Origin of the sequence: Marinoscillum sp. MHG1-6 (genome assembly GCF_024714475.1) — a bacterium.
GTDB lineage: Bacteria > Bacteroidota > Bacteroidia > Cytophagales > Cyclobacteriaceae > JAMZMI01.
Map to the genome: position 1 here is coordinate 88,903 of NZ_JAMZMI010000004.1, position 20,497 is coordinate 109,399.

The following is a 20,497-nucleotide window of genomic DNA, read 5'->3' on the forward strand; positions in this document are numbered from 1 at the left end:
ATAGAAAAGCCAGAATCACTTCTGGCTTTTTTTAATGATTTCAATTCCTTCCTCTCCAATGAGAATTAATTTCTGCTTAAATAAAGAACCAATAGCTTTTTTAAAGTTCTTTTTACTCATTTTTAGGGTGTCATAGATTTCCTCCGGGGCGCTTTTATCATGAAGGTTCAGTACTCCCCCATTATCTTTCAGCTTTTGATAGATTATCTCCGCATTAGGCTCAATGCTCGCAGCTCCTATTTTTTGAAGGGAAAGATCAATCTTTTTGTCCTCGCGAATCCGCTTTACATACCCCTGAATACGATCACCGGGTTGTACTGATCCAAATATCTCATTCTTGTAGATAAGCCCCTTGTACTTATTATTAATGATCGCCTGAAAACCTAATTCTGTATCATTAGAAATCAAAAGCTCCACTTCCTCACCTTCCTCCAGGTCAATCTGTTCATGCTCAAGAAACTTATTTAAATGTGATGACGCCACCAGACGATCAGTCACCTCATCCAGGTACATATAAATGGTATAGCTTTTACCTGCTTCCATTCGGACGACCTGCTCTTTGAACGGAACAAGCAGGTCCTTTTCAAGCCCCCAATCCAAAAAAGCTCCTATCGAACTGGTTTGACTTACCCTGAGATGAGCAAATTCATCTCTCACAACCTTAGGAGTCATGGTGGTGGCTATCATCCGATCACTTGAATCGGCATATATAAATACCTCTATCATATCTCCCACTTCAGTACCTTCAGGAACCCATTTGGTGGGCATCAATACTTCTTCAACCTCATCTCCAACATAGATTCCAAAGTCTGTTCGCTTTAACACTTCAAGCGTATTATACTTGCCTATTTCAATTATGGGGATCGCCATGTAAGTTGGTTTAATTAGAGCGCAAAGGTATCTGAATTATATGAGCTGATTTATCTTCGCATTGGATTCTAAAAACCCGGTTTTTTTGATCCGGATCACTTAATGGAAAAACTATTAATTAGTATAAACAATGAAGAAAGCAGAAATACATACCAATAAGGGTGTTATGAAACTGGAGTTTTACGAAAAGGATGCCCCTGGAACGGTGGAAAACTTTGTGAAACTTGCAAAAGATGGATTTTATGATGGACTTACCTTCCATCGTGTGATCCCTGATTTTATGATTCAGGGTGGATGTCCAAATGGTATCGGTAACGGAGGCCCGGGCTATCACATCCAGTGTGAATTAGATGGGGACAATCAATACCATGATCGAGGTGTGATCTCAATGGCCCACGCAGGGCGTGATACCGGAGGATCTCAATTCTTCATCTGCCACAATAGAGAAAACACGCAGCATCTGGATAGAAATCATACAGTTTTCGGAAAAGTGTATGAAGGTCTGGACGTGATCGATGATATCCGAAAAGGTGATATCATGGAGAAAGTTGTGATCATCGAAGAGTAATACCTTGTATTTGATAGATGAAAACCTACCTCCTGTTTTAGCTGAGCTATTCAGGAGATTTGGTTTGGATGCAAAACATATCAACGAATTTGATCATCAAAAGCCGATTAAAGATGATGGAATCAGAAGATATGTTTTGCGTTTCCCTGAGACTGTTGTTGTGACCAGAGATGATGATTTTGTTAAAAGCTACTTCAGTAGAAAAGTACCGGAAAAGGTGCTTTATGTTTACAACCTACAGGTAAAGCAAGAAATTCTCACCGCATTTGAATCTCATCTCGAGGAAATAGCTCATCTGTATCCCGAAAAGGAACTGGTTGAGCTAAACCCCGATGGATTAAAGATTCATTCCTGATTATCTTCTCCTTCTGGACAAGTGTCGCTTGCTCTTTTTGCTTTTATCGCCACCACCTGAGTTGGAAGAGTCTGTATTTTTTGGTGCTCCCCCTTTACTTCCATGAGATTTTTTCTTGGATTTAAAGGAACCACCATGACTGCCGTGTCCACCGTGTCTTGATCTTCTACGAGATTTACCTCTTTTACCGTCCTGGTACTGATCGTCCTGAGGGTAATGAGATGGCTCTACGATTTCAACCTGCTTGAGATTCATTTTCTCGATTTCCATCGCCACCAGTTTTTCTACCAACTCCTGCTTACTCATGGTAGCCAGCTGACTTACTACCTCGTCCATAATGTCTTGGCTTACATCCGCTTTAGCAGCCTTGATGTCCTCTACCCAATTCGCTACACGCTGCATGGATACGTCATTCAAAGTAGGTACTTGCTCTTTAGAAATACCCACTTTTAATGTTTTACTCAGATGGTCGATTTTCCGTAGATCTCCCCTTGTAGCCAATGCTAAAGAAACCCCTTTGTTACCTCCACGAGCTGTTCTTCCACTTCTGTGAGTATAGTACTCAGCATCGTCCGGAAGTGAATGATGGATTACATGAGAAAGGTTCTTTACATCAATCCCTCTGGCAGCCACATCCGTTGCTGTTAAAAGTCTGATTTGATGTGTTTTAAACTTTTGCATCACACGATCCCTTTGATTTTGGTTCATGTCGCCGTGCAAAGCTTCTACCAGATATCCCCTACCCGATAGTTCATCCGCCAATTTCTGAGTTTCAATCTTCGTCCGGCAAAAGATGATTCCGGTCATGACTTGCTCACTATCCAGAATCCTCATCAGGGCTTCGGTCTTATCATCCCTGTTCACCAAATAGTAGTGATGAGAGATATCCTGGTTAACGATGTTCTTAGGTTGGATTTTGACCTCCACCGGATCAACCATATAATTATGGATGATATCGCGTATTTCTTTCGGCATTGTGGCACTAAAAAGCCACGTATTAGAATCTTCAGGAGTATACTTCAGGATGGTGTCAATATCATCCTTAAAGCCCATATTAAGCATTTCATCTGCCTCATCCAAAATGAGCGTTTGAATGCCGCTAAGGTCAATCACCTTTCGCTTCATAAGGTCCATCAACCGACCCGGTGTAGCAATGATGATTTGAGGAGATTTATCTTTTATTGAATGAATTTGCTTCATTATTGGAGCACCACCATACACCGTGTCCAACTTCAAGCCTTTAACATACTTGCCAAAAGCGTCCAACTGAAGACCTATTTGCTGTACTAGCTCTCTTGTAGGAGCAAGTATTAGCGCCTGAGTATATTTTGCCCCTGTATCAATATTATCTAATAGAGGAAGTCCAAAGGCAGCCGTTTTCCCAGTCCCGGTCTGCGCCATGCCAATAAAATCTCTTGTTTGTCCTACCAGAAATGGAATAGCCTGCTGTTGTATTTCGGAGGGTTCGTCAAATCCGATCTCAGTCAGGACTTTGAGGATGGGCTCTGAAAGCCCTAGTTTTGAAAATTTTGTCAATGAATTCTTATTATATCAACTGCAAAGTTAGAGTAATAAATGACCGTGATAGGGAAATTTTCGTTTTATTTCATGGTTAAGGTGCTTACACAGATATCGATTGATTTTGGTATTTTTATCCCGACCCAAACAACATTACACCCCTAAAGATGGAGAGATACGCTGCCGTCCTTAATTATGCCATTCCCTTTTTCATGTCCTTGCTCGTGATTGAGAGGCTTGTCGCTCACTTTAAAGGGGTCAACGTCATCCACAGTTTGGATACTTTGTCAAGTCTGAGTTCAGGCGTTACAAATGTGATTAAGGACGTTCTCGGACTCACTTTCATCATTATATCCTATAAATGGTTTCTTGATCATCTCGCGATCATTCAGTTAGAAAGCACCTGGCTTATATACACACTGGCTTTCATAGGGCTTGATTTTGCGGGTTATTGGAATCACAGACTACAGCATAAGGTTAATTATTTCTGGAATGTTCATATCATTCATCACAGCAGCGAGGAATTCAATTTAGCTTGTGCTCTACGACAACCGATTTCATCTATTTTCTCAACAATTACCTTCTTTTTGATCCCTACAGCTCTTTTGGGAGTCCCCCACGAGGTTGTTGCCATTGTGGCTCCATTACATCTGTTTGCTCAATATTGGTACCATACAAGGCTCATTGGAAAATTGGGGTTTCTGGAAAAAATCATTGTCACCCCTTCACATCACCGCGTGCATCACGCGATTAATAAGGAGTATCTGGATAAAAACCTGAGCCAGATTTTTATCATCTGGGATAAGTTGTTTGGAACATTTCAGGAAGAGCTTGATAATGTGCCTCCTGTATATGGAGTTAAGCGACCGGTTAGAACATGGAATCCGGTTATTATCAACTTTGTTCACCTTTGGCAACTCGTAAAAGATGCGTGGTATACACGATCCTTTTGGGACAAATTAAGAATCTGGTTTATGCCTACAGGATGGCGACCCAGAGATGTAAAATTTGAACGGCCCATTCAACTTATTGAAGATGTATATGGCTATGAAAAATATCATCCACGACTTTCTAATCGAGCTCATATCTGGTTATGGATTCAATTTGTGATGGTCTTTGTAATGATGATGCATCTGTTTGGCAACATCTCACAACTATCTTTTTATCAATCTGTTATCTATGGCGTATTCATTTGTATGGCTATCTTTTCTTATGCCACCTTGATGGATAAAAATGGATATGCATGGGTCTCCCAATTAATTGTGGCAGCTATTGCTATGGGACTTGTACTTTATCAGAAAGATTGGTTTTTGCTTAATAGCCTAATGAAAAATGGTCACCTTCTTGTCATTATCTATTTCTGGTTATCGGCCATTATTACGACTTATTTTGTCTTCAATGAGGTAGAAAAAAACAACCCATCAACAGTCAAAGTCGCTCAATAACCTATTGCAGATTAAACATTGGAAATCAGAAATTGATGTATCTCTATTGCTAGGCAACCACAACGATATCTCCATTGATGGTAACCGATTTACGGATTAATGACTGCTTCGCAGGACCCTGCACCACGTTGCCATTCTGATCGAATGTGGAGCCATGACAACCGCAAACGGCATTTTCTCCAAAAGTCCATGCGCTGGAACAACCGAGGTGAGTACAAACACTTGAAAACGCCATTATGGTACCCTCTGCATTTACCAGAAGCAATGACTCGGACTTGACAAGTATCCACTCTCCTTCAGTATTTAATGAGTTGTAGGGGTGATTATTTAGATCAAATTGAAAGTCGCTACTGGTGTCTCCTCCTGGTTCCGGGAGTTTCTCACTGGAACAATTACTGATTGTAAATCCTAAAGAGGCCAATATTGCAGTAGCACCGGCGGACCTTATAAATTCTCTTTTATCCATTTTGAGCTTATTTATTAAGATACGAGTGCCGGCACCATTTTAGATTTATGAATTAAAATAACATTCTTTTAATACTCCTAAACTCTTTTTCATTTTAAAGAGACTAACTTTGCGCTCTTTTACAATACCATTCAATGGCAGACATCAGAAATATTGCAATTATTGCACACGTTGACCATGGTAAGACTACCCTGGTTGATAAGATCATTTATGCGGCTCAGGCAAATGACGCAAAGCGATCACAAGATAACAATGACCTCATCCTTGACAACAATGATCTTGAGAAAGAACGTGGCATCACCATTCTTTCTAAAAACGTTTCTGTCAACTATAAAGGCACTAAGATCAACATTATTGATACTCCCGGTCACGCCGATTTTGGTGGTGAAGTTGAACGAGTATTGAGTATGGCTGATGGCGTTTTACTTTTGGTAGATGCCTTTGAAGGTGCAATGCCACAAACTCGATTTGTTTTGGGTAAAGCATTGGGACTTGGATTGAAACCTATCGTAGTCGTAAATAAGGTGGACAAAGAAAACTGTCGTCCTGACGAGGTTCACGAAGAAGTTTTCGATTTGATGTTCAATTTGGAAGCTACTGAAGAACAATTAGATTTCCACACACTGTACGGTTCATCTAAGCAAGGTTGGATGAGTGAGGATTGGAATAAACCTACAGATAATCTGGATGCGTTACTTGATACCATTCTGGAAGTAATTCCTGCTCCCCCACAAAATGAAGGTGTTTTGAGAATGAAAATCACTTCTCTGGACTTTTCTTCATTTACAGGTAGAATTGCTATTGGAAGAATTCACCAGGGCTCTATCAAAGTAGGCCAAAGTTTAGGTCTAACTAAAGCAGATGGAAAAATACAGCGGGTTAGGATCAAAGAACTTCATGTTTTTGAGGGCCTTGGAAAAAGAAGTGTAGACGAAGTGGGTTGTGGAGATATCTGTGCCGTGACTGGAATAGAAAGTTTTGATATTGGTGATACTATCACTGACTATGATAATCCAGAACCACTAGAAAGAGTTGGTGTAGATGAGCCAACTATGAACATGCTCTTCACTATTAACAACTCTCCTTTTTTTGGTAAAGAAGGAAAATTTGTCACCTCAAGACATTTGAGAGACAGATTGATGAAAGAAATAGAAAAGAACCTGGCGCTAAAAGTGCAGGAAACCGATACAGAAGACAAATTCCTGGTTTATGGTAGAGGAGTACTTCACTTGTCAGTTTTGATTGAAACGATGAGAAGGGAAGGTTATGAGCTTCAAGTTGGACAACCACAGGTAATCTACAAGGAAATAGACGGCCAAAAGCATGAACCTATTGAGCATCTTGTAATTGATGTTCCTGAGAGCGTTTCCGGTAAAGCCATTGAGCTGGTTACCAAGAATAAAGGCGAATTGACTGTAATGGAGCCAAAAGGTGATGTGCAACATTTGGAGTTCAACATCCCAGCCAGAGGATTGATCGGATTGAGAAACCAGGTGCTTACCGCAACAGCTGGTGAGGCCGTAATGACGCATAGATTCAACGGATATGAGCCGTATAAAGGTGAAATACCTGGAAGATTGAACGGTTCATTAGTGTCTATGGAAACGGGTTCCGGAACTGCCTATGCAATAGACAAACTTCAGGATAGAGGTATTTTCTTCGTTGATCCAGGAGAAGAGTTGTATGTGGGGCAGGTAATCGGAGAGCATTCACGTTCTAACGACCTTGCAGTAAACGTTCAGAAAGGAAAGCAGCTCACCAACATGAGAAAGTCAGGAACCGATGCCGGCATGAAAATCGCACCTGCTAAGAAATTCTCTTTGGAGGAAGCGCTGGAATATATTAATGAGGATGAGTATGTGGAAGTAACTCCACTCTCACTCCGAATGAGAAAAATCAATTTTAAGGGATAATAATACTGATTTTTAAAATGTAAAAAGGCTGTGCTTATCAAAGTACAGCCTTTTTACTTTGATGCCATCGCCAAAGAGAGCGCCTTGAACAATCTGCCATCAGCTATTTCGCAACCATTATTGATCATCTGAAATAGCTCCTCCTGACGATCACTATTATAGGCCTTTTCAGTCGTGTAAACTTTAATGCCCTTTGGAGGCTTGGCCAGCGACTGAGATAGGAATTGATCATCACAGAAATCTGCTGACGGGTCAGCCGTCATCATACCCACCAAAACCATCTTATCATCAAGACACTGGAAAGTCTTTACATCGTCTTTCGTACGGATTTCCAGGAATTTCACCTGACGAAGAACCCCTTCAAGAACCACATCACTGAAAAGGGTAATCATGTCCTCAGCCTTCGACTTGTCCTCTTCCTTGATTTTCACCCACTGATCTGCGGTTATTCCGTTCACAACCAGGAAATCGACAAATTCCTTTTCCAATTCCTGAAGTTCAGACTGCGTCAGGATTCTGTATTTGGGTTCAAGAGGACTCATTAGTCATTTTCTGTATAGAGTAGTTCATCATTGAGAAAATCATACAGTGTTAACCTTCTCAATTCAAAATAGGAATTCCAAAATTGGCGCAGCGCATTCAGATATCCTCTTTTTGCTTCATCTTTTTGTCCCTGGGCCAGGGTAAGATCAGTTACTGTGGCTTTTCCACCGAGATATCTGTTTTGAGTGACATCATAACGTTCCTGAGCCACCTCATCTGTCCTTCTCGATATTTCGACATTTGCTCTATAGACTTCAAAACGTCCTACAAGAGATATAATCTCCTGCTCAAAATTTTGTATTTCCTGGTCTAATGTATACTCAGTTAATTGCTGATTCGCTTTAGCTGTTTCTATTCGAGACTTGCTTCTTCCCCAGTCCAGAATCGGCATTCTCAATGAAACATTTACCACTTGTTCCCCATTAGGGTCGACATAGGCTTCAGGTAAATTGTTAGCTGCCTGATTATATCCAAAAGATGCATTTAAATTGGTTTCAAATCGTTGAGACTGAGCTCTGGAAACATCTCTTTGAGCCTCTATTCTCCTTCTTTCGTATTGCAGGAAATCTGATCTGTTGGCACGGGCAAACTCAAGGGCCTTTTCTAAAGGAATATCAAATTCGGGAAGTTCACCCGGAGCGATTAACTCCATTTTGAGTTCTGACCCTTCCGTTATTCCAATGTAACTTCTTAGTTGCAACCTTGCTATCTGCAAATCCAGGTTGGCCTGAATTACGGCCCGTTCAGAACTTAATTTTTGCAGTTCAAATTGGAGCAAGTCATCTTTAGTCACTGTACCTATATTGAACCGACCTTTCTGAATTCTATAATTTGAATCATTGATAGCCTGATTAAAAGTGGCAATTTGAAGACTGATTTGGGCATCAAGGTAATTGAAATAGTGGGTGGTAGCCTCTTGTGAAACACGCTCCATATCCTCTACAAATGACCTCTTGGACTCTTCATACTTGAGGGGTTCTATTCTCTTATTCCACTTTAGCTCATTGAACCCAAAAATGGGTTGCTCCAGCCTAACGTTAATGAGTGTAGTCCGGTATTGATCCTCAAACCCATCACCTATCAGGTTTCCAAATTGATTCAAAGAGCTATTGACACTTATCGATCCTCCGGTCAAAGCGATATCCTGCTTTAGTCCCAAATTGAGTGTAGAAGAAACCTGTTGTATGTCCGTATAATTGGTTGTACCGTCATTTTGTTCAATCCCTTTATAAAGGCGGGAATAGCCTGGTAGGTTGCCATTCAGATTCAACGAAGGATTATAGTTAGCCCGGTAGGTCCTGTATTGCCAATATCTATTTTCTTTTCTTGTGACAGCTGATTTAGCTGCGGTAGAATTTTCTTTGGCCAAATCAATAACATCCAGCAATGTAAGCTGATGCTCCTGTGCAATAAGGTTAAATGATATTAAGGCTAGTAATGCGACTGTGAGCAGTGAATACTTATTATTCATATCTTAATGATTGAATGGGGTCTTGAGAGGCTGCACGCCTGGCCGGGGTAATACCAAATACTAACCCAACGGCCGCTGAAACACCAAAGGAGAGAATTATAGAACTGAGGGTGATTATTGTAGGTATATCTGCCAGTAAGCTGATAAGAACAGCGATCAATATTCCAAAGACGACACCAATCAAGCCTCCCGTGACACTTATCATCATAGATTCAAAAAGAAATTGATTAATGATGTCGGTTTTCTTGGCTCCAAGTGACATTCGCAGGCCGATTTCTTTGATTCTTTCCAGCACCGATGCCAACATAATATTCATGATTCCGATACCTCCTACCAGTAGGGAAATTCCCGCAATTGCACCCAAGACGTAATTGAAAATGTCGTTCGTCCGCTGTTGTTGTTTAAGTAGCAATTCTGGGATTTCTATTTCAAAATCCACCACGTCATAATGCTTTCTTTTTAGCATTCTGGAGATGACATCGGCAGTAGCTTGAAGCATTTCAGTTTGATCTACCTGTATCACCAACCTGTCCAGTTGGTGGTAATTGGTGGGTTGACCACTCTCCTCTTCATTTCCATTACCATTTTCATTACTCCCTCTATTCGCCATTTCAATCATGCTCCGAGTCAATAATGAGCGATTTTTAAACCTGATCAACATCGTCTTGAGTGGTACATACACATCCATATTATAGTCCCGAATTCCGAGGTTATCTATAGACGCTGTACTTATGAGTCGTTCTTCTAATATTCCAATGACCAACAACCAATTATTTCCACATTTAAGGTATTTACCCATTGGATCCTGAGTGGGAAAAAACTTTGTCTTGATGGATTTACCTATGACACATACTGCCTCACCACTCTCAAGCTGGGTTTCAGAAAACATCTGACCCTCCGCCAATTTGAAATTGAAAATATCAAAATAAGGGGGCTCCACTCCTACAATTTTTGCAGAACGCCTTATCCCATTGTTGATAATATGACTTTCAACTAATATCTCTGGACTGACTTGAGTAATTCCAGGGATAACTGCCTTGATACCTTCTGTATCCTGTTGCGTTAAACCTGTGGAGAATTGGGATTTTTCATTCTTTTCAGTTGATCCCTCTCCCGCTAATTTCTCCTCAGTCTGTTCAACAATAGGTTTGATGACAATATTATTCACTCCAACAAGTTTGATCTGCTCCAGGATTTCCTGCTGAGCACCATTACCAATGGCCAGCATTGATATGACCGCAGCAACACCAAAAATAATCCCCAGTGCTGTGAGTACAGATCTAAGTTTGTTTGCCAGCACCGCTTCAAAAGCGATGCTCAAATTCATAAGTAATGTCTTATTCATCTTATGAATTTTTTTATTTATTATATTTCTTCTGTCGTTGTTTATCTGGCGATTCTGAAGGAACAGAATCGGTCACTTGTTTCTTCGGAGCCTCATTTCTTTTTCCATCAAGCTCCTTCAGCAATAATATCTCACCTTCCTCATTGGTTGGGGTGGAAAGGTAAATTCTATCTTGTTCTGAAAGTCCCATAAGTATCTGTGCTGAATTTGCATTAGTCTCACCAACTAATACTTCATGTTTTCTATAACCTATATTAGTAGATATATATACATAGCTAATGCTGTCAGCCTGGCTGTGAAGACATTCTAAAGGAATGTAAATAGCGTCCTCTATTTCCTTAGTTATTATATTGTTACTGGTGGTCATGCCTGGACGTGTTTCATCATCTATTTTATCAATAGCAACAGTCACTTTAAATACTTTGGCATCAGAATTTGGTCTTTGTTCGCCTACATTAGCCACATCAGTTACCTTTCCTGTCAACTGTTTATCTGGAAAAGCATCAAGACCAATAGTCACCGCTTGCCCAACCTTAATTCGTCTTATATCAACCTCATTTACATAGGTAATTGAGTTCATGGTAGAGAGGTCGGGAAGTGTAGCGACTACTAAGTCCCAGGCATTAATTTGGCTACCTTCTTTAATAGCTCGACCGCCATAACCCTTTCTGTATATAATCATACCATCTTCTGGAGCCTTAATCGTAAATTCTCGTTGTAGCGCCTTCATATCTTCAAGATCTCTTTGTACCCTGAAAAGATCTGATTTTGTTGAACGCATCTTACTTTTGTTCTGTAGGCTCTTCAGTTGATAATTTTCTTCTTCTTGTTTTAAAGCCCTCAAGGATTTGTCCAACTCAATTTCAGCTTTTTTGATCGTCGCCGGAGCCTCAAACTCTGATTGATCTAATATGAGCTGCTTCTCTTCAACTGCGTATTTCAAATTGATGAGTTTGTTACGTGCCTCCTTCATCTGAAGTGCTGTATCCAGCCTTGTTTCCTCCACCTTGGCTACCAATTCCTCGATCCTTTCTTCAGTGTCCTTAATACGTCCATTTATTTCTGAAGGGTCAAGAAATGCCACAAAGTCTCCTTTTTGCACATAAGTACCCTCAGGAATGATTTTCTGTATGGTGACATTCCATATACGGTACCTTCGCAGGTTGTTGGGGCCCATAATTAGAGTGGAATTTCGCGCCTCCAGTTCACCCGTGGTATTAACTTCTACCACAAACTTCCCCTTTTCAACATCAACGATAATGTTAGCCCCATCGGAGGTGCCCTGTCCTCCAAGAATAAAAAATAGGGTTATGGCTAATAAAATTCCTCCGACGGAGAGAAAAATCGCCCTTTTGCCCTTTAGCCTTTCCAATAGCGATGAATCCATAGTGAGACAGCAGATTATTTTATGAGTTAATGTTTATATGTCCAATATTAATGTTCGATTTTGAAGAAAACTTGAAAGCTTTCATTCGCATCGAGATAGCGGATACCTTCTTTATTATTATAGACATTGACCCCTGAAGTCATAGGTTCTATAGCAACTGTCCCAAACCCTTCAGGGGTAAATAGTTGCAAGTACCTATACTCTGGTGAACCACTCATCTTTAATTCCAGGTCCCCATATTTAAGTGTACAGAACATACCTTCCTGCTTTAGACGGAAACAATCGTCAAGTGGCCACTCTGACATCTCAAGTGATGTATGAGTGAAAGGACTTTCTTTTCCTGTTGGTAAATTTCTTTCTCCAAGGACCAAATGATCCGTCTGAGGGATGTCAAGGGTGACATTTTCCAAGGTATCGGATAGTTTTAAATATGGATGCCATCCTAATCCAAAAGGCAATGTTTCATTTCCAGTATTTGTAACATCGAATTGAATTTGAAATCCTTCTTTGAACCCATAACTGTAGGTCACCCAAAAGTCAAACGCAAATGGATAGTAAGTATTGTTTCCATCATAACTGTATTTCAATTTTACTAAAGCGAATTCTTTTGTTTTCTCAGACTCAACAATCTCAAATGAGGCTTGAGTAATCATTCCATGCAAAGCATTGTTATTCGCTTTCTCATTAATTGGTAACTGGTAGGTTTTACCTCTATATTCATATTTGCCGTCTTCAATTCGATTTGGCCAGGGAAACAAGATTTCATTTTTTGACCAAGCTCCGGTTTTACAATCTTCCGGAGACACTTCCCAAAGTACATTGACGGGCTTGTTGTCTGCAAGAAATGCCAGCTGTGTTAATCTTGCTCCATGTGCAGGAGCTAGCGCCATCAAATCAATATTATCATGCTTCAAAATCAGATGTTCAACATCCTCCAGGATCACTTTTTCAAAATGCATCTTACTTTCTCTATTTATGTGGTTGGTTGTATTCTTAATTTTTTTAGTATGACATTTTCTGAAACCTGAGTAATGCCGCCTGATGCCAAAGGTGCTAATTGCAAATCCTCAATCGCCACCCTGATTAGTCGTAAAGTTGGATGACCAATGGCAGCGGTCATCCGTCTTACCTGCCTGTTCTTCCCTTCAGTTAATTTGATTTCCAGCCAGCACCGGACAGGATGCTTGGTATAATTCACAGGAGGATTTCTTTCCGGTAAATTTACTTCTTTCAGAATCTCGACTTCAGCAGGAAGGGTTATGTAAGCCTTCCCATTGATCTTAATAGTCACTCCCTTTCTAAAAACATTCAAGCTTTCCTCAGTTGGGATTCCCTCTACCTCTGCCCAATAAGTTCGTTTATGTGCCTGTTTTGGATTCAAAAGTTGATGATTCAGCTTCTTGTCATTAGTGAGAATCAACAGTCCCTCACTGTCCAAATCCAATCGCCCGACAGGATATATATCTTTAGGTAGTTGGTACAACTGACCTAACCCGGGATTTTCATTTTCATCAGAAAACTGGCTCAGTACTTTGTAAGGTTTATGAATAACGTAATAAAGACGCTTATGTTTCATTCTGCACGAAACTAAGAAATTCCTTTTCTTTCAAGAATAAAAGACGTGGAAACGTAAATTGCGACCATGATTCTTGCAGAAAAAATCATAAAATTTTACACAAACCTCAACACTCCCAGCCACCTTCCTGAAAATGTGGAGGTTATGAACCCTTACCAGAATGGCGATTCGCTCGAAGTCGCTGGCGCCTTCTATAAGAAATACTATAGCGACAATAATGAACGCACAGTGTTATTTGGAATAAACCCAGGAAGATTTGGTGGTGGTGTGACCGGAGTTCCATTTACTGATCCGGAAAAGCTTGAAACATATTGTGGAATTTCGAATCCCTTTGATAAAAAGCAGGAGCTTTCTTCAAAGTTCATTTATGATATGATTATTGCCTATGGTGGACCGGAGCTTTTCTATTCGAAATACTATATCTCGGCCATTTCTCCTCTTGGTTTTGTTAAGGATGGAAAGAACTTAAATTATTATGATATAAAGGAATTTAAGGAGCTTATTACGCACTATGCTCTTGATACTATCAAGGCACAAATGGCCTTCCCTCTAAGCACCAAAGTTGCCTATTGCATCGGACAGGGACAAAACCTCAAATTCCTTGAACTGCTGAATCAGGAAGGCAATTTCTTTGATGAGATCATAACGGTTCCCCACCCGAGGTGGGTAATGCAATATCGGCTTAAAAGAAAGGCTGAGTTTATCCGCGAATACCTAGACAAGCTTGATTAAAAGTCAACCTCCATCCCGTCTTTCATGCGGTCTATTTTCAGGTCATTGGCATGAATCACCGCAGAACCCATATGATTGATCATCAATCTTTGAGTTTTTAGTAACTGGGTCTTTTCTATTAAAGTATGGTAAGAAATATGACCTGGCCCATCCTTATCCAGAAAATTACATTCACAGACAAATAGATCCGTGTCTTCAGCCAATGGACGCAAATTGTCTGTCCATTCCGAATCACCTGAAAAGCCAAATACTTTATCCTCAAACTCCAGTTTGATCCCATGTGGATTAGATGGAGGAGAATGAATGACGGTTTTTGAAAACACCCTGATATCTTCAGCACCTAGCCAGGCATCAGCAATGAATTCTTTAAATGAAATGGGTAATTCATCTAACAATGGCCCAGTCCCCGGATATAAAGCCTCCTGAAGAGCATGTGCTTTTTCCTTAATGCCTTCCGGCCCCCAAATGGTCAATGGTTTGGAGCGTTGATGTTCAAAGTGATTGCTTATGACTAAAAAAGGTAGTCCTCCATAATGATCCCCATGAAAATGAGTAATGATAATCTGATCAATATCTTCGGCTGTGTAACCCTCCTGCTTCAACCGTATTAAGGTACTACCCCCACAATCCACAAGGATTTTCTGGGTATTTCCCAACAACAAAAAAGAGGTATTGAACCTGCCTTCTGAAGCAAAGGCATCTCCACAACCAAGAACTTTCAATTTCATAACCAACCAGTTTAGAGACTTTCAAATATTGAACTTTAAAGACTCAATTCCAATCGTTTATTGATGCATTTAGGTAACTGCTCCTGATAGTGAGTAACATATATTAAAGTGGTCTTGCTCAACTCACATATATGATCGATTATTTGTCTGAATTGTTCCTGATGAGAATGATCCAATCCCTGACATGGTTCATCCAGGATGAGTAATGCCGGTGCTTTCACTAATGCCCTGGCCAGCAAACAAAGCCTTTGCCCACTTGACGATAACTCATTTAATTTGAGGTACTTACATTTAGTCAAATCAAGTGTATCCAGCCAGAATTCGGCCTGTTTCACCTGCTCGTCAGTTCCCTTTTTCTTTACTCCTAATGCTTCATAGAAGCTGGAAACCACCACCTCCAGACAAGTAAAGTAGGATGGAAAATACTGATAAAGTTCCGGAGACATGAAGCCAATATTTCTCTTGATATCCCAAATACTTTCACCAGATCCACGCTTTCTTCCAAAAAGCCTGAGATCACAGGCATACGCTTGCGGGTGGTCTCCATTGATCAGGCTTAGCAAAGTCGATTTCCCGGCACCATTAGGACCTGACAGCGCCCAACACTCCCCCTGCTCTATTTTCCAGTTAATGTCCTTTAGAAGATAGAGATCGCCGTATCGGACATTTGCCCGTCGCATATCCACGATCGTATGAAAAGATGAAATCTGATGTGAAATAATTTCCTGATCCAGCGCTTTGAAATCAACATCATGCTTTTCCGTCGGACAGTCCATCTCGGGATCAAACGAACTCTTGTCGACTTGTTTTATTATCCTGCATTTATCCAGAACGAGAACATTGGTAATGCATGAAGGAATCTCATATGGATTGCAGACCATGGCCAGATTTATCCCTGATTTTATGATTTCGTTAAAGAGTTGATCAAAATAGGCTCTGGTTGCAACATCGAGTCCTGCAAATGTATTGTCAATAAGCAGCACCTTCGGATGCTTCAATAAGGCTGCCGCCAATCTTAGCCGTTTTCCCTCTCCGTTAGATAGCTTGATAACCGATTTTTCCCATAGATAGCCAAGATTGAATCGTTGTTTGACCAGTTCCAAAGACCAGTAAGTCTGTCTTGAGACCTCCTTTTGTTGCTCGGAAAGATATTCGCTTACAGTTGGTGCGTCATCAGCGTCGTCACTGTTATAACGCTGCTGAAAGTAAAACTCCTTAAGATTGGACTTGTTTCTAAACTCGTGCCTGATATCAACGAGTTGAATGAGGTCATGATAGGTAAAAAAAGAATTCCCTGGCTTTTCGATTTCTTCAAAGGGAATAGAAAAAGGATGTCTTAAGCTCCCATTCCCAACAATGAATTTGCCGGCAAGTGTCTGCAGTAATGCGCTTTTACCACTCCCATTGCTCCCAACTATCGCCCAATGCTGTCCAGTGGGCCATTCAAAGTTGAGATTCTCAAAGATGGTTTGAGCGCGAAATTTGATAACAGCATCCTTCGCTATGATAAGAGAATTCACCGGATCAGAGAAATTCAATTATTTAGCCAGTACCTCCAGATGGGCAATATCATTATGAGTTTCAAGGGAGAAATTCCCATTCTCATAATCCAATACATACAGCCCTGTATTTGAATGTCCGAAATCATCCATTTCTGACAGTGGTTTACCCAATATCCAGCAAAGCATGATACGCATGGCACGACCGTGACAACAAATCAATGCCGTTTCCCAGTCTTCATTCAAAATATAGGCGATAGCCTTCTTTTGTCTATTCATGACATCAACAGGACTTTCCCCACCAGCAATCTTAGTATCAATTTCACCGTTAGCCCATTTTTCTGTAGCAATTTGGTAAGCCGTTGAGGTTTCTGGTGTGAAGGGCACTCCCTCCTGATCTCCCCAACTGATTTCTTCTAACCCATCGACAACCTCATAAGGCAAACCATCATCAATAAAGCCCTGAACCGTTTCTTTTGTTCTGACTAGTTTACTGATGAACACTTTATCAAATGGCATCTCGCGGTACCTTTCATAAAAAGCCGCTCCCTGTGCTCTTCCTGTATCATTTAGGGAAGCATCAATGCCTGAACCCTGAACCATACCTTTCTTGTTGTAATCTGTTTCCCCATGCCTGATGAGGTAAATCCTTTTATTCATAATGACCCAATTATCATTCAAACTTATGACTTCCTACTCAGAATGACCAGTCTATCATCAATTGTATGATCTTTTATTGGTAATTTCGGGACTGTCTTTTATCACAGCTATGATTCCTGAAAGTGTTGACCTCAAAGCCGTAAATGAATTCAGCCAAAATAGCATGGTTGGCTATTTGGGTATCGAATTTATTGAAGTCGGAAAAGACTACCTCAAGGCGCGTATGCCTGTGAATGTGAAAACTATTCAACCTTACGGGCTGTTGCATGGAGGAGCTTCGGTGGTGTTGGCTGAAACTCTTGGTAGTAAAGCGTCTGATCTGATACTAAGTGAGGATCAGTTTCCGGTTGGAATTGAAATAAACGCCAACCACATAAAATCCGTAAGGAGTGGTTATGTGTATGGCACAGCGACACCTGTTCATTTAGGACGAAGGACTCATGTGTGGTCTGTTGAAATAAAAGACGAAGAAGATAATATGATTTGTGTAAGCCGGCTTACCGTGGCCGTGGTGGATAAAAAGTAAAGGATGAGTTTTACACTTACTCAAAAGGATCTCTCACTAGAAATTAACGAACTAATACTGCGACTGATTGGATCCAGATATTCGTTTGCTGTATGGCGGGTACCTAATACCGAAAGGATCAATTTGATCATCGAAGTGGACCAGTACCGGCAGAAAAGATTGACCGAGAACTGGGAGCTCGAAAATCTCACAGAATGCTTCATTATCAATGCTTATGATGATTCTCATCCACCTAAACCTCTCATGGTGAATGCAGACATTATCATGTCTTATGAGTCAGGGGAAGTAGAAACCAGTATTAGTCCCCGTACCTCCGGGACAGCAGTAGATGAGTTTTACCAATACATAAAAAATCAGCCAAAATTTGCGTTTGAACATACCTCACAAATAGAAGAGCCAGCGGATTCATTTATAAACAATACAAAACACGCTATTGAGAATGTCAGAAGTGGGACATTACAGAAAGTAGTCATGAGCCGCTCAAAGGATATTCCCCTACCAACGGGGTTTCACCCCTACCAAACATTTAGAAAAGCTGCCGAAAATTACCCGAATGCTTTTTGCTATTTGACTTATACACCTGAATATGGAACGTGGATGGGTGCAACACCCGAGCGACTGATCACGATAGAAAAAGGACGCCACTTCAGGACGGATGCCTTGGCAGGAACGCAGACACTTCATCCCAACACCTCATTAGCTGAAGTTGCGTGGAGGCAAAAGGAGATTGAGGAGCAGGCTATGGTTACCAGGTATATCATCTCGTGCTTCAAAAAAATTAGACTTCGAGAATACGAAGAGATAGGCCCAAGAACCACAAAAGCAGGCAATTTGGCTCACCTCAGAAGTACTTTCACAGTGGACATGGAAGCCACTCAGCATCAAAATCTTGGGAGTGTCATGTTGGACTTGCTCCACCCTACCTCTGCGGTATGCGGTTTTCCCAGGGAGGCCGCACATGCCTTTATTAAAGATCATGAAAGTTTTGAGAGAGAATTGTTTGCGGGCTTTTTAGGCCCCGTGAATATTGACAGTGCTACCCGACTATTTGTTAATCTGCGATGTATGAAAATAGATATGGACCGTGTGAGGCTCTATGCAGGAGCAGGAATTACGTCAGATTCTGACCCGGAGAAAGAATTTGAAGAGACAAATCAAAAGATGAATACACTCCTATCGGTCTTACTCTCTAAATGAACCAAACAGTTTTTAACATATCCAAAATCTTTTCTCTCAAAGGGATTTCAAAAATGGTGTTATCCCCTGGATCGAGAAATGCGCCATTGACGATTTCCTTTGCCCGTAATCAGGACATCACCACCTATAACATTGTGGATGAGCGTTCGGCTGGATTCATTGCATTGGGTATGGCGCAAAAAAGCAATGCACCAGTTGCAATTTGTTGCACCTCAGGGTCCGCTTTACTGAATTATGCTCCGGCGGTATCAGAGGCCTATTACCAAAACATTCCCCTGATCGTGTTGTCAGCAGACAGGCCACCAGAATGGATTGATCAACGTGACGGGCAAACCATCAATCAGGATAAGGCACTGCATAATTTCGTAAAAGGAAGTTTCAATCTTCCCGTTGATTTGGAACATGCGGATGCTCAGTGGGAGTTTGAAAGAAAAGTCAATGATGCCATAAATCTCGCTACAACCGCCCCCTACGGGCCAGTTCACATCAACGTTCCATTTAGAGAACCCTTCTATCCAAAAGAAGATCAGGAGTTGGAATTCGGGGAAGTCAGGATCATCAACCATTACGAATCCAATAAATCTACAGGCTTAGAAGAATTAGTAGATCGATGGAAAGATTTCCCTAAAAAGCTCATTATTCAAGGACAGAGAAGTAGCCATGAGTCTGCGCTATCTGTTCCGGATGATATTCCCGTGATTGCTGATGTTATCAGCAATTCTTCTCAGCAAGATGCCGTACGCACTCATGATCTTTTCCTTGGAGCTCTAACGCAAGATCAGCTGGAAAGCCTACAGCCGGATTTACTTATCACCACTGGTAAATCGATAATTTCAAAAAACTTAAAGCTTTACCTTAGAAACTTTAAACCCAGGGCTCACTGGCATTTTGAAGACGCTCCTATCGCAGCGGATACCTTTCAATCACTGTCAGATCATTTTAGGTTTCCGCTTAATGACCTTCTGGATGTAGCCCTTTCAAAAGAGCCCAATGAATTTAAAAAGCAACTTGGTAAAAACTTCAAGCAGAGCTGGTTTACCATTGATAAGCTGAGTCGAGAGGCCATTGATCAATCTATAGAGGAAATTGGATTTAGTGAGGCTAGTGCCTATTTCAAAGTATTGAATTCAATGCCTGATACTTTGGATCTCCATTTTGCCAACAGCATGGCTGTGCGTTATAGTAACTTTTTCCATTACACCACATCCAATCAATCTGTTTATGCCAACCGCGGAACCAGCGGGATTGATGGAACTAACGGCACAGCAGTGGGGAACGCTATTTTGGCGGATCGGCCTGTAGTATTACTTACAGGTGACCTTAGTTTTTTCTATGATCGTAATGCCTTCTTGCATAACTATGACCTTTCCCATTTAAAGATCATTGTTTTTAATAATCAAGGTGGAGGAATTTTCAGAATGATTAAGGGACCTGCAGCCCTTCCCGAACTAGAGCAACATTTTGAAACCAGGCACAATCATTCGGCCCAATTCGCTGCAGCAGAATATAGGATGGATTATATCAAAGTAAAAGATGTAAATACTCTGGAGTCCGGGCTGGCTTCTTTATTTGCAGACAATAAATCACCGAAGATTATGGAGGTTTTCACTGATCCTGCAGAAAACAAGGAGGCATTTGCAATGCTTAAGCAGTCAATTTCGGATCGATTAAATACCCATTAAGCATTTGAACATTAGC

Annotated in this window: 20 protein-coding genes; 8 read left to right on the plus strand and 12 right to left on the minus strand. The window is 40.9% G+C overall.

Going from position 1 to position 20,497, the window contains the following annotated elements; translation table 11 throughout:
* Positions 1–15: 15 nt before the first annotated feature.
* Positions 16–870 (minus strand): S1 RNA-binding domain-containing protein, encoded by an 855-nt coding sequence (locus NXR94_RS10460; RefSeq protein ID WP_258104578.1) that lies wholly within the window; start codon positions 868–870, stop codon positions 16–18.
* Positions 871–1,000: 130 nt separating this feature from the next.
* Between NXR94_RS10460 and NXR94_RS10465 the strand changes: the two genes are divergently transcribed.
* Complete coding sequence (locus NXR94_RS10465; RefSeq protein ID WP_258104579.1) at positions 1,001–1,438, plus strand: peptidylprolyl isomerase; 438 nt, start codon at positions 1,001–1,003, stop codon at positions 1,436–1,438.
* Positions 1,439–1,442: 4 nt separating this feature from the next.
* Positions 1,443–1,793: a DUF5615 family PIN-like protein gene (locus NXR94_RS10470; protein ID WP_258104580.1), complete on the plus strand. Its 351-nt coding sequence runs from the start codon at positions 1,443–1,445 to the stop codon at positions 1,791–1,793.
* Here NXR94_RS10470 and NXR94_RS10475 read toward each other — a convergent pair whose 3' ends face one another.
* On the minus strand, positions 1,794–3,329 hold the full coding sequence (locus tag NXR94_RS10475) for a DEAD/DEAH box helicase (RefSeq protein ID WP_258104581.1): 1,536 nt from the start codon (positions 3,327–3,329) through the stop codon (positions 1,794–1,796).
* Positions 3,330–3,478: 149 nt separating this feature from the next.
* Between NXR94_RS10475 and NXR94_RS10480 the strand changes: the two genes are divergently transcribed.
* Positions 3,479–4,756, plus strand: a complete 1,278-nt coding sequence (locus NXR94_RS10480; RefSeq protein WP_258104582.1) for a sterol desaturase family protein — start codon at positions 3,479–3,481, stop codon at positions 4,754–4,756.
* A 49-nt stretch (positions 4,757–4,805) separates the two neighbouring features.
* Here the strand turns inward: NXR94_RS10480 and NXR94_RS10485 are convergent, their stop codons facing one another.
* A complete protein-coding gene (locus NXR94_RS10485) occupies positions 4,806–5,222 on the minus strand; it encodes a ubiquinol-cytochrome c reductase iron-sulfur subunit (protein WP_258104583.1) in 417 nt (138 codons plus the stop codon).
* 134 nt (positions 5,223–5,356) lie between these two features.
* Between NXR94_RS10485 and typA the strand changes: the two genes are divergently transcribed.
* Complete coding sequence (gene typA, locus NXR94_RS10490) at positions 5,357–7,135, plus strand: translational GTPase TypA (RefSeq protein WP_258104584.1); 1,779 nt, start codon at positions 5,357–5,359, stop codon at positions 7,133–7,135.
* Between the two features lie 53 nt (positions 7,136–7,188).
* Here the strand turns inward: typA and NXR94_RS10495 are convergent, their stop codons facing one another.
* From NXR94_RS10495 to NXR94_RS10520, 6 genes are read right to left on the minus strand one after another with little or no spacing between them, the layout of a single operon-like run.
* Positions 7,189–7,677, minus strand: a complete 489-nt coding sequence (locus tag NXR94_RS10495; protein WP_258104585.1) for a DUF6495 family protein — start codon at positions 7,675–7,677, stop codon at positions 7,189–7,191.
* Positions 7,677–9,149 carry a TolC family protein gene (locus NXR94_RS10500; RefSeq protein WP_258104586.1) on the minus strand — a complete coding sequence of 491 codons (1,473 nt, stop codon included), beginning with the start codon at positions 9,147–9,149 and terminating at the stop codon, positions 7,677–7,679. Before NXR94_RS10500 ends, NXR94_RS10495 begins: the two co-directional genes overlap by 1 nt.
* Positions 9,142–10,494 (minus strand): ABC transporter permease, encoded by a 1,353-nt coding sequence (locus NXR94_RS10505; protein ID WP_258104587.1) that lies wholly within the window; start codon positions 10,492–10,494, stop codon positions 9,142–9,144. Before NXR94_RS10505 ends, NXR94_RS10500 begins: the two co-directional genes overlap by 8 nt.
* Before the next feature lie 13 nt (positions 10,495–10,507).
* Positions 10,508–11,881 (minus strand): efflux RND transporter periplasmic adaptor subunit, encoded by a 1,374-nt coding sequence (locus NXR94_RS10510; protein ID WP_258104588.1) that lies wholly within the window; start codon positions 11,879–11,881, stop codon positions 10,508–10,510.
* Between the two features lie 47 nt (positions 11,882–11,928).
* Positions 11,929–12,840 carry an aldose 1-epimerase gene (locus NXR94_RS10515; RefSeq protein ID WP_258104589.1) on the minus strand — a complete coding sequence of 304 codons (912 nt, stop codon included), beginning with the start codon at positions 12,838–12,840 and terminating at the stop codon, positions 11,929–11,931.
* A gap of 14 nt (positions 12,841–12,854) precedes the next feature.
* A complete protein-coding gene (locus NXR94_RS10520; protein ID WP_258104590.1) occupies positions 12,855–13,457 on the minus strand; it encodes a pseudouridine synthase in 603 nt (200 codons plus the stop codon).
* Between the two features lie 66 nt (positions 13,458–13,523).
* On the opposite strand from NXR94_RS10520, the gene NXR94_RS10525 reads away from it, so the two are divergent.
* Complete coding sequence (locus NXR94_RS10525) at positions 13,524–14,189, plus strand: uracil-DNA glycosylase family protein (protein WP_258104591.1); 666 nt, start codon at positions 13,524–13,526, stop codon at positions 14,187–14,189.
* On the opposite strand, the gene NXR94_RS10530 is transcribed toward NXR94_RS10525, so the two are convergent.
* The 3 genes from NXR94_RS10530 to NXR94_RS10540 are packed head-to-tail and all read right to left on the minus strand — an operon-like array spanning position 14,186 to position 17,076.
* Complete coding sequence (locus NXR94_RS10530) at positions 14,186–14,917, minus strand: MBL fold metallo-hydrolase (protein ID WP_258104592.1); 732 nt, start codon at positions 14,915–14,917, stop codon at positions 14,186–14,188. The two genes, NXR94_RS10525 and NXR94_RS10530, sit on opposite strands and share 4 nt — an antisense overlap.
* Before the next feature lie 35 nt (positions 14,918–14,952).
* On the minus strand, positions 14,953–16,455 hold the full coding sequence (locus NXR94_RS10535; RefSeq protein ID WP_258104593.1) for an ATP-binding cassette domain-containing protein: 1,503 nt from the start codon (positions 16,453–16,455) through the stop codon (positions 14,953–14,955).
* Positions 16,456–17,076: a histidine phosphatase family protein gene (locus NXR94_RS10540; protein WP_308706267.1), complete on the minus strand. Its 621-nt coding sequence runs from the start codon at positions 17,074–17,076 to the stop codon at positions 16,456–16,458.
* 61 nt (positions 17,077–17,137) lie between these two features.
* On the opposite strand from NXR94_RS10540, the gene NXR94_RS10545 reads away from it, so the two are divergent.
* From NXR94_RS10545 to menD, 3 genes are read left to right on the plus strand one after another with little or no spacing between them, the layout of a single operon-like run.
* Positions 17,138–17,602 carry a hotdog fold thioesterase gene (locus NXR94_RS10545; RefSeq protein WP_308706268.1) on the plus strand — a complete coding sequence of 155 codons (465 nt, stop codon included), beginning with the start codon at positions 17,138–17,140 and terminating at the stop codon, positions 17,600–17,602.
* A gap of 3 nt (positions 17,603–17,605) precedes the next feature.
* Positions 17,606–18,799: an isochorismate synthase gene (locus NXR94_RS10550; RefSeq protein ID WP_258104594.1), complete on the plus strand. Its 1,194-nt coding sequence runs from the start codon at positions 17,606–17,608 to the stop codon at positions 18,797–18,799.
* Complete coding sequence (gene menD / locus NXR94_RS10555; protein WP_258104595.1) at positions 18,796–20,481, plus strand: 2-succinyl-5-enolpyruvyl-6-hydroxy-3-cyclohexene-1-carboxylic-acid synthase; 1,686 nt, start codon at positions 18,796–18,798, stop codon at positions 20,479–20,481. Before NXR94_RS10550 ends, menD begins: the two co-directional genes overlap by 4 nt.
* Positions 20,482–20,497 lie beyond the last annotated feature (16 nt).

What these genes read in the sequence shown, in the direction of transcription:
- NXR94_RS10530 (WP_258104592.1), bottom strand. Translation starts at nt 14,917, where the DNA reads ATGAAATTGAAAGTTCTTGGTTGTGGAGATGCCTTTGCTTCAGAAGGC.
- menD (WP_258104595.1), top strand. Translation starts at nt 18,796, where the DNA reads ATGAACCAAACAGTTTTTAACATATCCAAAATCTTTTCTCTCAAAGGG.
- NXR94_RS10525 (WP_258104591.1), top strand. Translation starts at nt 13,524, where the DNA reads ATGATTCTTGCAGAAAAAATCATAAAATTTTACACAAACCTCAACACT.
- NXR94_RS10515 (WP_258104589.1), bottom strand. Translation starts at nt 12,840, where the DNA reads ATGCATTTTGAAAAAGTGATCCTGGAGGATGTTGAACATCTGATTTTG.
- NXR94_RS10465 (WP_258104579.1), top strand. Translation starts at nt 1,001, where the DNA reads ATGAAGAAAGCAGAAATACATACCAATAAGGGTGTTATGAAACTGGAG.
- NXR94_RS10510 (WP_258104588.1), bottom strand. Translation starts at nt 11,881, where the DNA reads ATGGATTCATCGCTATTGGAAAGGCTAAAGGGCAAAAGGGCGATTTTT.
- typA (WP_258104584.1), top strand. Translation starts at nt 5,357, where the DNA reads ATGGCAGACATCAGAAATATTGCAATTATTGCACACGTTGACCATGGT.
- NXR94_RS10505 (WP_258104587.1), bottom strand. Translation starts at nt 10,494, where the DNA reads ATGAATAAGACATTACTTATGAATTTGAGCATCGCTTTTGAAGCGGTG.
- NXR94_RS10460 (WP_258104578.1), bottom strand. Translation starts at nt 870, where the DNA reads ATGGCGATCCCCATAATTGAAATAGGCAAGTATAATACGCTTGAAGTG.
- NXR94_RS10540 (WP_308706267.1), bottom strand. Translation starts at nt 17,076, where the DNA reads ATGAATAAAAGGATTTACCTCATCAGGCATGGGGAAACAGATTACAAC.
- NXR94_RS10550 (WP_258104594.1), top strand. Translation starts at nt 17,606, where the DNA reads ATGAGTTTTACACTTACTCAAAAGGATCTCTCACTAGAAATTAACGAA.
- NXR94_RS10495 (WP_258104585.1), bottom strand. Translation starts at nt 7,677, where the DNA reads ATGAGTCCTCTTGAACCCAAATACAGAATCCTGACGCAGTCTGAACTT.
- NXR94_RS10485 (WP_258104583.1), bottom strand. Translation starts at nt 5,222, where the DNA reads ATGGATAAAAGAGAATTTATAAGGTCCGCCGGTGCTACTGCAATATTG.
- NXR94_RS10500 (WP_258104586.1), bottom strand. Translation starts at nt 9,149, where the DNA reads ATGAATAATAAGTATTCACTGCTCACAGTCGCATTACTAGCCTTAATA.
- NXR94_RS10520 (WP_258104590.1), bottom strand. Translation starts at nt 13,457, where the DNA reads ATGAAACATAAGCGTCTTTATTACGTTATTCATAAACCTTACAAAGTA.
- NXR94_RS10480 (WP_258104582.1), top strand. Translation starts at nt 3,479, where the DNA reads ATGGAGAGATACGCTGCCGTCCTTAATTATGCCATTCCCTTTTTCATG.